Source organism: Enterococcus sp. (assembly GCF_032555305.1).
Taxonomy (GTDB): Bacteria; Bacillota; Bacilli; order Lactobacillales; family Enterococcaceae; genus Enterococcus_A.
The window spans coordinates 47,732-62,611 of sequence record NZ_JAWGOQ010000023.1 but is presented as its reverse complement, the minus strand read 5'-3'; the positions used below and the strand labels follow the sequence as shown (position 1 = coordinate 62,611).

The 14,880-nt window shown below is 42.4% G+C and carries 14 protein-coding genes and 1 other RNA gene; 4 read left to right on the top strand and 11 right to left on the bottom strand.

All coding sequences use genetic code 11. From position 1 onward, the window contains the following. Positions 1-109 precede the first annotated feature (109 nt). The 6 genes from dtd to E6139_RS15955 form a co-directional block, all read right to left on the bottom strand. On the bottom strand, positions 110-556 hold the full coding sequence (dtd, locus tag E6139_RS15980) for a D-aminoacyl-tRNA deacylase (RefSeq protein ID WP_316404179.1): 447 nt from the start codon (positions 554-556) through the stop codon (positions 110-112). 9 nt (positions 557-565) lie between these two features. Next, on the bottom strand, positions 566-2,773 hold the full coding sequence (locus E6139_RS15975) for a bifunctional (p)ppGpp synthetase/guanosine-3',5'-bis(diphosphate) 3'-pyrophosphohydrolase (RefSeq protein ID WP_316404177.1): 2,208 nt from the start codon (positions 2,771-2,773) through the stop codon (positions 566-568). 73 nt (positions 2,774-2,846) lie between these two features. Next, positions 2,847-3,590 (bottom strand): 16S rRNA (uracil(1498)-N(3))-methyltransferase, encoded by a 744-nt coding sequence (locus tag E6139_RS15970; RefSeq protein ID WP_316404175.1) that lies wholly within the window; start codon positions 3,588-3,590, stop codon positions 2,847-2,849. 1 nt (position 3,591) lies between these two features. Further along, the gene (gene prmA / locus E6139_RS15965) at positions 3,592-4,539 is read right to left on the bottom strand and encodes a 50S ribosomal protein L11 methyltransferase (protein ID WP_316404173.1); all 948 of its coding nucleotides are present in this window, start codon (positions 4,537-4,539) and stop codon (positions 3,592-3,594) included. 13 nt (positions 4,540-4,552) lie between these two features. After that, on the bottom strand, positions 4,553-5,029 hold the full coding sequence (locus E6139_RS15960) for a DUF3013 family protein (protein ID WP_316404171.1): 477 nt from the start codon (positions 5,027-5,029) through the stop codon (positions 4,553-4,555). 2 nt (positions 5,030-5,031) lie between these two features. Beyond that, positions 5,032-5,658, bottom strand: coding sequence for a DNA-3-methyladenine glycosylase (locus E6139_RS15955; protein ID WP_316404170.1), 627 nt, complete (start codon positions 5,656-5,658; stop codon positions 5,032-5,034). Between the two features lie 194 nt (positions 5,659-5,852). On the opposite strand from E6139_RS15955, the gene E6139_RS15950 reads away from it, so the two are divergent. Beyond that, the gene (locus E6139_RS15950) at positions 5,853-7,133 is read left to right on the top strand and encodes a replication-associated recombination protein A (protein WP_316404168.1); all 1,281 of its coding nucleotides are present in this window, start codon (positions 5,853-5,855) and stop codon (positions 7,131-7,133) included. A gap of 225 nt (positions 7,134-7,358) precedes the next feature. Here E6139_RS15950 and E6139_RS15945 read toward each other — a convergent pair whose 3' ends face one another. The 3 genes from E6139_RS15945 to E6139_RS15935 form a co-directional block, all read right to left on the bottom strand. Beyond that, a complete protein-coding gene (locus tag E6139_RS15945) occupies positions 7,359-8,414 on the bottom strand; it encodes a hypothetical protein (RefSeq protein ID WP_316404166.1) in 1,056 nt (351 codons plus the stop codon). Between the two features lie 410 nt (positions 8,415-8,824). Continuing rightward, on the bottom strand, positions 8,825-10,231 hold the full coding sequence (locus E6139_RS15940) for an MDR family MFS transporter (RefSeq protein ID WP_316404164.1): 1,407 nt from the start codon (positions 10,229-10,231) through the stop codon (positions 8,825-8,827). 192 nt (positions 10,232-10,423) lie between these two features. After that, the gene (locus E6139_RS15935; protein ID WP_316404163.1) at positions 10,424-10,891 is read right to left on the bottom strand and encodes a MarR family winged helix-turn-helix transcriptional regulator; all 468 of its coding nucleotides are present in this window, start codon (positions 10,889-10,891) and stop codon (positions 10,424-10,426) included. A gap of 392 nt (positions 10,892-11,283) precedes the next feature. On the opposite strand from E6139_RS15935, the gene ssrS reads away from it, so the two are divergent. The 3 genes from ssrS to E6139_RS15920 all read left to right on the top strand — a co-directional run bounded on the left by ssrS (position 11,284) and on the right by E6139_RS15920 (position 12,476). Next, positions 11,284-11,477: non-coding RNA, 6S RNA (ssrS, locus tag E6139_RS15930), on the top strand. 65 nt (positions 11,478-11,542) lie between these two features. Then, positions 11,543-11,827 (top strand): hypothetical protein, encoded by a 285-nt coding sequence (locus E6139_RS15925; RefSeq protein ID WP_316404161.1) that lies wholly within the window; start codon positions 11,543-11,545, stop codon positions 11,825-11,827. 178 nt (positions 11,828-12,005) lie between these two features. Continuing rightward, positions 12,006-12,476, top strand: a complete 471-nt coding sequence (locus tag E6139_RS15920; RefSeq protein WP_316404160.1) for a universal stress protein — start codon at positions 12,006-12,008, stop codon at positions 12,474-12,476. 60 nt (positions 12,477-12,536) lie between these two features. Here the strand turns inward: E6139_RS15920 and fucO are convergent, their stop codons facing one another. Both fucO and rhaD read right to left on the bottom strand, forming a co-directional pair. Then, complete coding sequence (gene fucO, locus E6139_RS15915) at positions 12,537-13,694, bottom strand: lactaldehyde reductase (protein ID WP_316404159.1); 1,158 nt, start codon at positions 13,692-13,694, stop codon at positions 12,537-12,539. A 329-nt stretch (positions 13,695-14,023) separates the two neighbouring features. Further along, the gene (gene rhaD / locus E6139_RS15910; protein ID WP_316404158.1) at positions 14,024-14,842 is read right to left on the bottom strand and encodes a rhamnulose-1-phosphate aldolase; all 819 of its coding nucleotides are present in this window, start codon (positions 14,840-14,842) and stop codon (positions 14,024-14,026) included. Between the last annotated feature and the right edge of the window lie 38 nt (positions 14,843-14,880).

Genomic DNA, 14,880 nt, shown 5'->3' with positions numbered 1-14,880 from the left:
AAAGAGGAACTGAGATCCTTATTCTCTCATTTTGTTCAATTATCCCTTATTTTTCATCTAAAAGGTAGAAAAAAAAGACAAAAACCCGTAGATTTTTGTCTTTCGTTCGTTATTTATCTCTTGTATCGAAAAGGATCGTAACTGGGCCATCATTGACCAGCGCTACATCCATATCGCCGCCGAATTCTCCGGTCTCGACCGTCAAACCTGCTTGTCGTAACCCCTCATTGAAATATTCATATAGAGGAATCGCTGTTTCAGGTCGAGCGGCTTTAATGAAACTTGGTCTATTGCCTTTTTTCGTATCCGCGTACAATGTAAACTGCGAAACGCTCAATACGCTTCCGCCGATACTTTGCAGCGACTGATTCATCTTTCCTTCGTCATCTTCAAAGACCCGTAGCAAAGGGATTTTTCGAATCAGATAATCCGCATCTTCCTGTGTATCTTCTTCGTGAATCCCCAAAAGGATCATAAATCCCCGATCGATCTTGCCAATGACCTGCTCATTAATCGTTACACTGGCTTGACTCACTCGTTGAATAACTGCTCGCATAAAAACCTCCTAGCCTTTCGTCCGTTTCACACTATAGACATCTGGAACGGTTTTGACCTTATCCACGATGGAATACAGGTGATTCAGGTTTTGGATCTTAAACGTCAAATTGATGACTGCCAAACGATCTTTCGTTGGTTTTGCCTCAACACTAACTAGTTTCTTGGTCATGCCGCTCACGATGTTCAAGACATCGTTCAATAGACCATCACGATTGAAGCCATAGATTTCCAGATTCGCATTGTACTCTTGAACAGAATTGGTGGTATCTTCCCATTCCACCTCGATCAAGCGTTGTTGGATATCCTTTTGCTTCGTGATATTCGGACAATCGGCACGATGAATCGAGATTCCGCGGCCTTTAGTGATATAACCGACAATATTGTCGCCGGGAACCGGATTACAGCAATGGCTGATCCGAATCAACAGATTGTCGATTCCTTGGATGACGATGCCGCCTTCATGACGAACCTTGATTTTTTCTGGCTCTTTCGGATTGTTGACCATCTCATCCACAGCATCTTGCTGCTTCTTCTTCATCTGCTCGCGACGTTCTTTTTCCGTTAAACGATTGGCAAAAGTCAGCGCGCTCATTTCACCAAACCCGATCGCTGCATATAGATCATCTTCGCTATGAAAATTGAACTTGTCCAATACTTCAGAAAGCTTGTCCTTCGTCAGCACTTCCTTCGGTACAAAACCTAAGTCGTTGATACATTTAACGACCGCGTCATGACCCTTCGTGACGTTTTCTTCTCGATCTTGGGTCTTGAAGAATCGTTTGATCTTGTTTTTAGCTTTGCTGGTCTTGACTAAATTCAACCAGTCACGACTTGGCCCAAATGAATTGGCTGAGGTCATGATCTCGATGATGTCGCCGTTTTTCAGCTTATAATCCAGCTGCACCATCTTGCCGTTGACTTTCGCACCAGTGGTTTTATTTCCCACATCGGTATGAATGCTGTAGGCAAAATCTAATGGTCCTGAACCTTTTGGCAGCTCAGTCACATCGCCTTTTGGTGTGAATACGTAAACCTTATCGCTGAAAATATCGCCTTTAACGCTTTCCATAAACTCAGAAGCATCATAGCTTTCGTCTTGCAGCTCAATAATTTCACGGAACCAGTCCAATTGTTTATTGTCTTGTGTTGCTTCCGTTTTTTCCGTTTTACCTTCTTTATAGGCCCAGTGAGCCGCAACCCCGAACTCAGCGATTTGATGCATCTCATGGGTCCGAATTTGAACTTCAACAGGATTGCCGCTTGGTCCAATAATCGTCGTATGCAGTGACTGATACATGTTCGCCTTTGGCATCGCGATATAATCCTTGAAACGCCCTGGCATTGGCTTCCATTTCGTATGAATTGCCCCTAAGACGGCATAACAATCCTTGATGGAATCCACAATCACGCGAATGGCTAATAAGTCGTAGATTTCATCAAATTGCTTTTTTTGATCCCGCATCTTCCGATAAATTGAATAGATATGCTTAGGACGTCCGTAAATATCCCCTTCAATTCCCAGTTCTTTCGTTGCTTCTTTAATTTCATCCACAGCTTCTGCGACAAAGCCTTCCCGTTCATCACGCTTGCTGCGCATCAAGTGAACGATCCGATAATATTGCTTTGGATTCAAATAACGCAAAGCAGTATCTTCTAGTTCCCACTTGATCCGGCTCATCCCTAAGCGATCCGCCAATGGAGCATAGATTTCCAGCGTTTCACGAGCAATCCGGCGTTGCTTGTCATCCCGCAAATATTTCAACGTCCGCATATTGTGCAAGCGGTCAGCTAATTTAACCATGATGACGCGCAGGTCCTGCGCCATCGCCAGCAGCATTTTACGGTGATTTTCGGCTAATTGTTCTTCATGTGACTTGTATTTGATTTTCCCTAGCTTGGTTACACCGTCGACTAATGACGCTACGTCTTCACCGAACTCGACTTTTAGATCATCTAAGGTGACAGGTGTATCCTCTACAACATCATGTAAAAAACCTGTCGCAACGGTGTGAGGGTCCATATGTAAATCAGCTAGTATCCCTGCTACTTGAATCGGATGGATAATGTAAGGCTCTCCTGATTTGCGAATCTGAGGCTTATGGGCTTCATAAGCAAAATCGTAAGCCTTTTGTACAAACGCCACGTGCTCTTTTCCCATGTAGGTACTAACCATCCTAATGACGTCAGGACCGGTCAATTCAACTTCTTTTGCCATGTGACGTTCCCCCCTTGTTTTCTGAAAATGATTGCTCTCATTATACAAACTCTAGTAGGCTTTTTCAATCAAATCAGTGTTCTAATTCATAATAAAAACTCGCCGCACTCAAAAGATAGAATGGGGCTGTTTCTGTCCGTAAAATTCGTGGCCCTAAACCGCAAAGCTGCGCGCCAGCAGCTTGGAATTTTTCGATCTCATTTGGCGTCAAGCCGCCTTCTGGACCGAAAACGACCAACAGCTTCTGACCAGCCTCAAGCGCCTGGAAGGTTTGGACTAATTGTGCTTGCTCCCCCTGCTTCGCAGATTCTTCATACGCGATCAAAACCGCATCGTAGTCAGCAAAGTTTTCAATCAACTCTTTTTCTGAAGCGAAGTTGACCGTAGGCAGGGCTTGGCGATGGGATTGTTCCGCTGCTTCTTGGGCGATTTTATTCAATCGCTGCTGTTTTTTCTGCTGCTTCTTGGCATCCCATTTTGCCACCGAACTCTCTCCAGGAAAAGCAATAAACCCATGAGCACCAAGCTCCGTTCCCTTTTGCACGATCAATTCCAGTTTTTCTCCTTTAGGAAAACCGCTGGCAATCGTAATCTGAATCGGCAACTCTCGCTGCAAATTTTCTTTTTCAACTTCAGCTAACGTCACCTTGTCACTATCGATGGCAGTGATCTTGGCTTTGATAGCAATTTGGTCCTTGAAAACGAGAAAAACTTGATCATCCACGGACATGCGCATTACTCGTGACATGTGGTGATGCGGTTCACCGCTAACTTCGATGGTTGATTGATGGGGCTGATCGATAAAATAGCGTTGCATCTTACTCTTCCTCTGGTTTCTTCAGGATGATCGCGAACCAATCCTTCTGCTGGAAGATTCGATCGACTTCGAAGCCTTGCGTGTACATTTCTTCCAGCACCATATCTTTTTTATCTTCGATGATCCCTGAGACGATCAACGTACCATCTGGTTTCAATAAACGCCATGCGTCTTCGACCATCAGAACAATGATATCCGCTAAGATATTCGCCACGATCACATCAGCTTCTTGTTCTACACCAACCAATAGATCATTTGCCGACACGTGAATATTTTCAGTATTTGCATTTAGATCAACATTTTCTTGGGCTGAGCGAACCGCCACTTCATCCAAATCGTAGGCATAAATATCCTTCGCGCCATATAATGAACTAGCGATACTCAATACGCCAGAGCCGGTTCCCACATCCAAGACGGTTTCGCCGCCGCGTAGAACTGTTTCCAGCGCCTGCAAGGTCAGATTTGTTGTCGGATGCGTTCCTGTTCCAAATGCCATTCCAGGATCTAAGGTAATGATCTTTTCATCTTCATGCTGGGCTTCGTATTTTTCCCAGCTTGGTACGATCGTCAAATAGCGGGTCACACGGACCGGGTGGTAGTATTTTTTCCAGGCAGTCGCCCAGTCGCTTTCTTCTACTTCGCTAACTTCCACGATATTTTTACCGATATTCAAGCCGAACTCCGGCAACTCCAAGATGCGGTCTTTAATGAATGGTAGGATTTCCGGCAAGAAGATCGTTTCAGGAAAATACGCCATCACAACTGCGCCCTCCGCTAAACTAGAAAACGTCTCCTTATCTAAAAGCTCACCGTATTGATCCTCTTGATAGTTCTCAAAATCCAAGGCATCCTCGATCGCAACACCGGATGCGCCTGCTTCCATTAAAATATTCGAAACCGCCTCGACTGCTTCACTTTCTGTTGTTACTTTTACTTCATTCCATTTCATCTTTTTCGCCCCTCTAATAGCTTGGATAAGGTAAATAGCTGCTGTCCGTTGGTTTAATCGTCGCTTTGAAAACAGCATCGTCCCAGTTCATTTCAAAAATCGCATCTTCACTGTCGTCTGCCAAAAAGTCCAGCAGGTCACTTTGGCCCTCTTCAATGACATCCTTCAGATAGTCCACGACAGCCGTTAATTCATTTTTCTTCATGCCTTTTTTGCCCTCATAAGGGATCACCGCTAAAAAGTCATCTGGATCATAGTTCGATTTGCCAGGATCAACTAGCAAAATCGCGTCTTCAAATTCAATGATCTCTTCTTCGGAAGCCACGCCGTCCACATCATCGATCTCGACTTGTCCTTTATTTTCGCCATAAATTCGAAAAGCAATCTCGAAGCTGCGATTCCGTGTGTCCCAGTCTAGCGCTAATTCATAGTCAGGAATCTTTTTGTTCAAGTAGCTATCTAAATAAGTAATCATGGTCTCTTTTGCCATTTTCAGTTCCTCCAGCCATTGTTTTCTTCTATTAAATTCTTTCGTTGATTGGTTATGTAAGGATTCCCGCGAACGACAAAGCGCAACAGTTTTTCCGTCCAGAGCCCTTTATTCGGAATCCCAATACGGGGCAGTGCCATTATTTCCTTTGGCAGCCGTCTCTTTTCTGGAACAAGATGCAGCGAACTAGAAAAAATCGATTCGCCATATAAGTCACGAGTGATTCCCAGCGCTTCAACTAATTTGCCCGGGCCATCCGAAACGACAGCACCCATTCTGCCATGACGATTCAGAACCATCTGTTCAATGCCTTCCACTGGTTCAAATCCGCGAATCATTACTCCTTGCGGCATCCCGATAGGCTGTGTGATCATGTTCAAAATCAAATGCGTATGCATCGTATATAAATAGATCGTTCCCGGTTTTTCGTACATCGCTCGAACCCGAGGCGTATCACGCATGCCGTAACTGTGAGCCGCTTCATCATCAGGACCTAGATACGCTTCGCAATCTACGATATAGCCGCCTAGTTTTCCTTCGGGTGTCTCGTGTTCCAGATACATTCCCAGTAAATATTGGGCGATATTTTCAGTTGTTTCGGTATTAAAATAATTGATTACCTGTTCCATTTTTCTCACCTTCTCCATGATACACAATAATCCTGCCACACGCTACGCCCAGCGATCAAAACTCAGCAAACACAAAGGAATAATGCTATAATGAGAACATACATTTGCTAATTAAGAGTCCTATTCTCTACTGTTAATTGAAAGTGGACCTGTATACTACTATAATAAATCAATTTCAAAAAAGGAGGTTCCTAATGCAACAGCCTTTAGCCTATCGCATGCGTCCTCGCAACTTGGATGAAGTTGTCGGACAACAGCAATTAGTTGGATCAGGGAAAATCATTCGCCGGATGGTCGATGCGCGGATGCTTTCTTCCATGATCTTATATGGACCCCCAGGTACAGGAAAAACTAGTATCGCTAGTGCCATTGCAGGTTCAACTAATTACGCTTTTCGGATGCTGAATGCGGCAACCGATACCAAAAAAGATTTGCAGATTGTCGCCGAAGAAGCCAAAATGAGCGGCACAGTCATTTTATTACTAGATGAAGTCCATCGTTTAGACAAAACTAAACAAGATTTTCTGCTGCCTCATTTAGAAAGCGGTCGAATCATTATGATCGGTGCCACTACGGAAAATCCCTATATCACGATCAATCCCGCGATTCGCAGCCGGACACAAATTTTTGAAGTAAAGCCCTTAGATGAGGATGATATTATCACAGCCGTCAAGTCGGCATTGGAAGACAAGGAACGCGGACTTGGAGAATATCCAGTTGAACTGGATGCAGAGGCATTGAAGCATTTAGCTCGGGCGACAAACGGTGACTTGCGAAGTGCCTTGAACGGCTTGGAATTAGCAACAAAATCCACGCCGAAAAATGATGAAGGGAAAATCCATTTAACTCTTTCAATCATCGAAGAGTGTGTACAGCGAAAAGCCCTAACCCACGATAAAGACGGTGATGCCCATTATGATGTAATCTCAGCCTTTCAAAAGTCAATTCGCGGCAGTGATGTTAACGCGGCGCTGCATTATCTTGGACGATTGGTCGAAGCCGGCGACCTCCCGATTATTTGTCGTCGCTTAATGGTCATTGGCTATGAAGATATCGGCTTAGGAAATCCAGCCGCTGCTGCTCGAACGGTGCAAGCAGTCCAAGCTGCCGAAAAATTAGGCTTTCCTGAAGCACGGATTCCTCTGGCAAACGCTGTCGTCGATCTCTGTCTCTCGCCCAAGTCCAATTCAGCTTATTCAGCCTTGGACGCGGCGATCACGGATATTCGCATGGGAAATGCTGGCGAGGTGCCGGATCATTTGCGCGACAGTCATTACAAAGGAGCCGAAGCATTGAATCGCGGTGTCGGTTATCAATATCCTCATAGCTTTGAAAATGCTTGGGTCGATCAACAATATCTACCTGACAAGATCAAAGACGCTCATTATTACGAACCAAAATCCACTGGGAAATATGAACAAGCACTTGGTCAGCAATACCAGCGGATCGAGGAATGGAAGAAGAAGAAAAAGTAATTGTCTTCGGTCAGTTAGATTTCCTTCTCAAAATATGAATACATTACAAAAAGCGGGTATCGGAATACTCGCTTTTTTACATTATTCAAATCATGTCTGTTTTTGAGCAGCACAAATAAACCTGGCGCATTCGAACTTTATCCATACTAAATAAGCGTGATCATCCTGCGATTTTTTCACTGAACACTCTGAATATTCACTTATAGAAGCACTAACACCTAGGCATCACTTCCATTTCTTGCCTTTCTTATTCATTTTGTTTTTCTTTTTCCTCTTTTTCTTCTTAGGATCTAGCTGGGGCTGCCCTTTACTTTTCCCCTTACTCTGAGAAGTGGCGGCTTTTGAGGTAGGCGGCTGCTCTGTTTCAGCTGGATTAGGTGCGGCGGACCATCCTTTTAGCTCCGTCTGCGGTGCTGCTTGCGCTAGCTGGTACATCGCCTCTGCTTTATCCATGTACTTCTCATAGGATAATGTGCTTTTTCCTGTGCCATTTGCTGTGGTAGTAGTTTCTTTTTGAAGCATATTGCCAGTATTAATAGTAGAATCTGGCGTTGCATGTGTTTCTTCTGGCGTGCTTATAATTTGCGGATCTTGGGCAGATTCCTCCGATTCTGATTGCGCTTTTTTCGCTTTACGCTTCACGCCGCTGCGTCTTAGAGGACATTCATATTCAAAAAATTCCGTAAAGCGACGATTTCCTTTAGCATTCTGAAAGATCGTTAAAGTTGTCATAATAGGCAATAATTCAGCAACCTCATCAGCTTTATTTGGTGAATCATCGGAAATTTCCTTCGTATCTCGCAAGATCCATTTATATTTTTTCCCACTCGCGTCTGTAAAAGTCGATACGATATCGAATGTAAATTCAGATGATCCAGGTTCCTCACTGGTTATTTTCTCTAAAAGCTCTTTATATCTACGCGATTCCTTGGTAAATTCGCGGTATTCTGCTTCATTCGTGAAAAGTCGGTCGATAACAGTTGTCCATTCTTCCTTACCATCCGCCGCTTTGCCCGTAAAGAATTTTTCAAAATATATACAATGCTTCCGCAATGTATTATTGGGTTCGGCCGTAAGGAAAATTTGGTGGATGAGGTCTGTCAACAGATCAATAGAGTAATCTTTACGGCACAAAGCGTTCCTCAGCAGGATAGCAACAAGTGCTTCCACGACCTTTGAGGCATTTTGGGTTTGTTCGAAATACTGCCGAACTCTTTTCATAAGATTTTCCTTGGTCATTCTTCCAAAAATCTGAATAAAATCCAATTTGACTATTTCCATACTGAACACCCTTTCATTTTCCACTTGAACATAATACGATTACACACTTTTCATATAGACAGAGTACCAGTTAAATAACCGATCTGTAAATAGCCTGAATTGGCAAACATTTTAGAAAAATTAAAAACTTTGAGTAATATAAGCAATTATTACCTATCACTATGATTGGAATATACTAAATAGAGAACATAAAATAACTATAATTAGCAATTATCATTTATTGTGATTAATAGCGGAAGCATGTGCATTTGATTTTTTCGAATTTATGCTAATAACTGAGTACGCGGAATGATTATAATTTTTTTGCAAAAAAAGTGATCATCCGTAAGAAAGATGATCACTAAAGAATTGTCTAATTTCTCTTAGAAACCTTTTTTTCTGCTTATCTCTACCCTTTGAAGGCATTCCGATTATTCGTTGATACTTTTGGCTTTATTCGTCAGAAAAATACTAGGAATAAAGATCAACGTCAGAACAACAACTGAAACGAAAAAGCCGGCATGATAAGCAGATAGTTCGTGGGCAATGGTCGGTTGTGACCCCTGTAATGCGGTCGCCACGACTGTTGCGATCATCGCTGAACCGAAGCTTGAACCTAGATTTTCGATAATATTGATTCCGACGCCAGCATCCGGCAGCTCTTCATCAGCAAGTCCAGTATAGGCATCGCTAGTCAATGGCAGATTGATCCCACCAAAGCTGGTCCCACGAATGAATAAGATCAACGCGATCCAGACCATACTCGTCTTGTCTGTGACAAAAACAAGTGGAATCGTACCCACTAAAGAAATGATCAGGCTAACGATCACGACATATTTCGCACCAAGTCTATCAATCAGCTTCCCAATCAATGGACGTGTAACCAGCATACCGATCCCCTGGGGAATTAGGGCGATCGCTGCCTCCATCGCAGAAAAGTGACGGAAGTTTTGGAAGAACAGTGGCAGAATCAGCATTGGGCCCATGATGGCAATGTTCGCGAAGAATAGACCCACACTCGATGCCTTGAAGCTTCTGTGAGAAAAAATCGTCAGCGGCAACACCGTTTGATGATTTTTTCTGCGGTCGTAAAGAATGTAGACAATTAGCAACGCAAGACCGACACCCGTCCAAATCAATGATTCACGATTATTGAAGGTCGCATGATCCGCAGCTTTCGTAATACCATAAATCAAGACCGCGCTCATCATGGATAGGTCAAGGATACCAAAAACATCCAGTTTGCTTTCACGATTGAATGGTTCAAAGTTTGGCAATGTGCGCGCCATCAACGGTGCAGCAGCTAACACGATGAAAACATTGATAAAGAATATCCAGCGCCATGAGGCTGCCTGAACAATAAAGCCGCCTAGTACCGGGCCAAGGATCGGACCGAAGATCATTGGTGTACTGACGATCGCCATCACACGGCCAATATTTTCTGGTCCTGCCGTCTTAACTAGTAGAGTTGACATCAATGGTGTGATGATCCCAGCAGTAAAACCTTGAAGCAAGCGAAACAAAATAAAGCTAGTGACATTCCAGCTGATACCAGCAAGGACAGAGGTGATACCGAAGAGAATCACGGTACCGATGAAGATCTTTTTGCCGTCAAAGCGATTCATCAGCCAGCCAGCGATCGGCACAGCAATCGCCAAAGCTAGGACATAGCCAGTGATCGCCCACTGGATGATCGATAGTGTCGTGTGAAAATTCTTTGTTAATTGATCGATAGCGATATTCACCATCGTAGAGTCGAGCATTGGTGCAATGGCGCCAAGAGCGATCGCCCAAGCAGCCGATAAAACTTCTTTAGGTAATTTATTTGATTGAGTCATATACGGACTCCTTTCATGTAATTGTTGGATTTATACTCTGTTTTCAAACGCTAAACAGATTCTCGAGGCTTCTCTTTGCTGCAGTCGAAAAGAAGCTTTTTTGTTTCCTAGGAAACTATACAATTATTTTGTTTCCTCGTCAACAATAATGTTACGAAAAAAGACAGCCTCTTTTTGAGACTGTCACCAATGCTATTTGATTGTCAGATTTTGTTTTTTGATTTCTTGGTCCAGATGTTGATTATAGCGTTCAAGAAATTTTAGAAAGGCATCATATTGTTCATCCTTGATGGGTTCAAAAACGACTTGATCGCGATCTTCAAATTCTTTATGCAGCCGTTCATGGATATCAAAAACTTTTTTTCCTTCAGCTGTCAGCTTAAAATAGATTTCTTTTTTGTTATCCGCTTTTTGATAGCTTTCAATATACTGCTTTTTTAACATTTTCTTCGTTAATTTGCTGATAGCTCCACGAGTCATATACATCGATTCTGCCATCTTCGTGACATTCGGATCTTTATGCTTCCCAATAAAATCAATGCAATGAACCTCGGAGGCTGCATATCCGGCTAACTCCTTCTCCATCTTGACCTTATCCAGCCATGCTCGCTTATTGAACACCTCAGCAAAACCGTCTAGGACTTCCTTTTTTTTATTCATAATTTTTCTCCTAGTATATAATAATGAATTTATTTCTCTAAAAAGAACAAACGAACTTTTATCCGCTTTGTTTCTCGATTAAGCGCAAGACCATTCTAGATTGTTTTTGTTTCTTTTTCAACAAAATTATTCAATATTCTCCAGCATCGCTCTCTATAATAGCCCGTAGGAGTGACGTAAGTAGGTAAAATTTTCTCTTTCTATTTCGCCTCAAAAAAAACGTACAAAAAGATTTTTATCCAAAGCGAAAAATAAGTAATTTGTTTTGACAGACTTGCCTCTTTTTTTATACAATGTACCTATAGAAGACGTAAGTAGTTTGAGTTGATTCGATTTTATCGATGGAGGCCACTTCGTTGCGTCTCAATAATGACTGTGCTATGATTGAGATGGAAATTCTGTGATGTGCGCGTTGCCTATTTCAGTGTTGACCGAACATTTTTATTGATATCTTGGGATCTGTCTTGTGTCAAAGTTGGTAACATGCCTTTACATTTGGTAGTTCAATGCTTAGACCATGGAACCCACCTGCTAGATTTTGCGGGATCAATACTATCGGGTGAATAACGGCATCGACGGAATTTTCCATTTTTATGGAATGAAAGCAATTTGCGTACTGCAAATTGCTTTTTATTGTATAGGAGGAAAAAAATGATCCGCATTTTATTATTTTTACTAGCACTTATTTTATTATTCTGCAGCTATTATTTGATTAAAAAGCCACAAGGATTGCTCGTTCTCTTCAGTAAAGAGTCCCAAACTGAGTCCCGCAGCTTTTTACGCCAATTTGGAATTATTTATGCCGTACTAGGAATTATGGCAATTTTGGTCGGCGTGATAAATAACCGCTCCTATTCAATGATGTATTTAATCCTACTCTTGGTGGTCGCAGCTGTCTTCGCCTTGTTGATGGGTTCAAAAACAAAAAAAGGTTAACAGTACCATTTTCAAGAAATTTGATTTAAAATAAAGATGTGAAAAGAATATCAGACCAACTATTTACAGTTTTCATATGTGCTTGTAAAAAAGTTGAATGATACGCATCTTGAATTTGAGATTTATTTTTCTAAACGGAAAAACAAATACTCTGAAAAGAAAAAAGGAGTTGGAAACGATGGATCAAGAATACAGTAAAATCATGGTAGCAGTCGACGGTTCTAATGAAGCAGAATTAGCATTTAAAAAGGCAGTAAATGTTGCTAAGCGTAACCAAGCGGAATTATTACTTGCTCATGTCATTGATACACGTGCGTTTCAAACAGTTTCTTCTTTTGATAATGTGCTTGCTGAACAAGCCACAGACATGGCAAAGCAAACCTTAGATGATTACGAAGCTGAGGCTCAAAAAGCTGGTGTCAAAAATATCAGTAAAGTTATTGAATATGGCGCACCAAAAGTAATGATCGCCAACCAAATCCCTGAGAACAATCAAATCGATTTGATTATGCTGGGAGCAACTGGTTTGAATGCTGTTGAACGCTTATTTATCGGTTCAGTTTCTGAATATGTCATTCGCAACGCAGACTGTGACGTATTGATCGTCCGGACAGACTTAGACAACAAGGTTCCTGAAGAGGAAGACTAGCTTTAAAACGATCAAAGAGGGTGTGCCGCTTGGCACACCCTCTTTTTCTTGAATATGAATTTAATCCAACATTGATTTGTAAAGTCCAACGATCTCTTCCACTGTCGCATCGCGCGGATTCCCTGGTGAGCAGACATCGCGGAAAGCATCTTCTGCGATTTTTTGGACATCTTCTTCCTTCATGCCAATCTCAGTCAGGCTTTGCGGAATACCAACATCGATTCCTAATTGCTTCACTGCTTGAACGGCCGCGTCGCGAACTTCTGCCAACGGCATATCCGCTGCGCCCTCTACGCCCATGGCAACAGCGATCTCGCGGTATTTTTCGCCAGTATAATCCTTATTAAAGTCCATGATCAATGGAAGTAGTGTCGCACAAGCCACCCCATGAGGCGTATCATACCAAGCGGATAATGGATGCGCCATTCCATGAACTAAACCTAATCCAACATTAGAGAAGCCCATACCGGCGATATATTGACCCAACGCCATTTTTTCCCGCGCTTCCTGATTACCAGCAACAGAATCCCGCAACGCATGGCTGATAATTCCGATTGCTTTGATATGGAGCATATCTGTCATTTCCCAAGCGCCTTTGGTAATGAAGCCCTCGATCGCGTGTGTCAATGCGTCCATTCCTGTTGCGGCACATAATGCGGTCGGCATTCCCATCATCATATCGCTATCAACGAAGGCTACGACTGGAATATCATGCGGATCGACACAAACAAATTTACGTGAATTGGCTTTGTCAGTGATCACATAATTGATTGTTACCTCGGCAGCTGTTCCCGAAGTGGTCGGTACTGCTAAAATTGGTAGAGACGGTTTTTTCGTCTCAGCTACTCCTTCAAGACTGATGACATCCGAGAACTCAGGATTGGTAGTAATAATTCCGATTGCTTTGGCTGTGTCGATCGGTGAACCGCCGCCAATAGCTACAATATAATCCGCTCCGGCTGCTTGACAAGCCTTGACCCCAGCTTGAACGTCTTCAATAGAAGGATTCGGTACGATTCCGTCAAAAATCTCGTAGCTTAACCCCGCCTTGTCTAAAATCGCTGTGACTCTCGTTGCTACTTCAAATTTCAATAAATCCTTATCTGTCACAACTAATGCTTTTTTGAACCCACGTTTTTTGGCTTCGTTGGCCACCTCTTGAATCGCGCCTTTTCCAAAATAAGACGTTTCATTCAAAATCATTCGATTGACTACCATAGTATCTCTCCTTTTGTTGTGTTTTATTTCACAATCGATTATCCCATAAAAAGTAATCGCTTTCTATGACATCTAATTGTAAATTTTTGCCCTAAACTTCGTTAAGCTGCTATCTTTTGCTAACATAAAATTATAATGAGGAAATTATCTGAATTTGTCTTCATCAAAGCTTACATAACCCTCGTATTCTCTGGATTAGAAAAGAGAATAATTAATCGCCCCATGAGCCCTTAACAACTCGCATATTTCTGATCATGATTCATTGGGGCATTTAGATTCTTCTATACTCTTAGAAAAAAGCTTCAGACGAATCTTTTTTCATACGTTCGTTATCCCATAAAAAAATCTGGATTCGGTGTTACACCGAATTGCTTTGCCAACGCGATAAAGTTTTCATCAGTAATGCTTTGCTTCACACCACCTTGTGCTTGTACGTAAGTATAGACCTGAGCAGCTTTTTCCGCCGTTTCGATCAAACCGAATGTTTCATCCATCGTACGTCCTGCGCCATATACACCGTGGAAAGACCATAGAACCAAACGAGCCTGTTTCATTTTTTCTGCCGTCGCTTCTCCGATTTCATTAGAGCCTGGAATGAGCCAAGGCAAAACTTGTACTCCTTCAGGGAAAACAACCATACATTCCGTACACATTTCCCAAAGTGTTCTGCTAATTGCTTTTGAAGTCAATTCATGGCTGAAGGTCATCGCTAATAAATGAGTTGCGTGGCAATGCATAACGATTCTATTTTCTGGATCAACTTCTAATCGAGCGATATGGCTCATCAAATGCGCTGGCAATTCGCTGGTAGGAACGCCTCCATCAGTGTAGCCCCAGAGCAGGTCAACACATTGTCCGTCTTCTGCCACACGCAGCACGCCTAGATTATTTGCTGGATCTGCAGCTACATTTTTGAAATATTTGCCTGATCCTGTAACGATAAAGTATCTCCCTTTAAGCGCCGAACCATCAAAAGCCATTGGAATATTGCGTAGAATATTCGTTGTATCTAAATAGGTGCTGACTGCTTCTTCATCTAGCAAATACGAGATATTCCCGCCATTTCTCTCATCCCAGCCTAAGCGATATAGATTGCTGGTTACTTCCACCATTTCTTGTACAAAAGGTGCTTCTAAAATATTTTTCACGATTGATTCCTCCAAAATTTTATCTACAACTACTGACC

Excerpts from the sequence above, each read along its gene's own strand:
- E6139_RS15945 (WP_316404166.1), bottom strand. The coding sequence starts at position 8,414 with ATGGAAATAGTCAAATTGGATTTTATTCAGATTTTTGGAAGAATGACC.
- E6139_RS15960 (WP_316404171.1), bottom strand. The coding sequence starts at position 5,029 with ATGGCAAAAGAGACCATGATTACTTATTTAGATAGCTACTTGAACAAA.
- E6139_RS15950 (WP_316404168.1), top strand. The coding sequence starts at position 5,853 with ATGCAACAGCCTTTAGCCTATCGCATGCGTCCTCGCAACTTGGATGAA.
- E6139_RS15940 (WP_316404164.1), bottom strand. The coding sequence starts at position 10,231 with ATGACTCAATCAAATAAATTACCTAAAGAAGTTTTATCGGCTGCTTGG.
- E6139_RS15955 (WP_316404170.1), bottom strand. The coding sequence starts at position 5,658 with ATGGAACAGGTAATCAATTATTTTAATACCGAAACAACTGAAAATATC.
- prmA (WP_316404173.1), bottom strand. The coding sequence starts at position 4,539 with ATGAAATGGAATGAAGTAAAAGTAACAACAGAAAGTGAAGCAGTCGAG.
- E6139_RS15925 (WP_316404161.1), top strand. The coding sequence starts at position 11,543 with ATGATCCGCATTTTATTATTTTTACTAGCACTTATTTTATTATTCTGC.
- dtd (WP_316404179.1), bottom strand. The coding sequence starts at position 556 with ATGCGAGCAGTTATTCAACGAGTGAGTCAAGCCAGTGTAACGATTAAT.
- fucO (WP_316404159.1), bottom strand. The coding sequence starts at position 13,694 with ATGGTAGTCAATCGAATGATTTTGAATGAAACGTCTTATTTTGGAAAA.
- E6139_RS15920 (WP_316404160.1), top strand. The coding sequence starts at position 12,006 with ATGGATCAAGAATACAGTAAAATCATGGTAGCAGTCGACGGTTCTAAT.
- E6139_RS15935 (WP_316404163.1), bottom strand. The coding sequence starts at position 10,891 with ATGAATAAAAAAAAGGAAGTCCTAGACGGTTTTGCTGAGGTGTTCAAT.
- E6139_RS15970 (WP_316404175.1), bottom strand. The coding sequence starts at position 3,590 with ATGCAACGCTATTTTATCGATCAGCCCCATCAATCAACCATCGAAGTT.
- E6139_RS15975 (WP_316404177.1), bottom strand. The coding sequence starts at position 2,773 with ATGGCAAAAGAAGTTGAATTGACCGGTCCTGACGTCATTAGGATGGTT.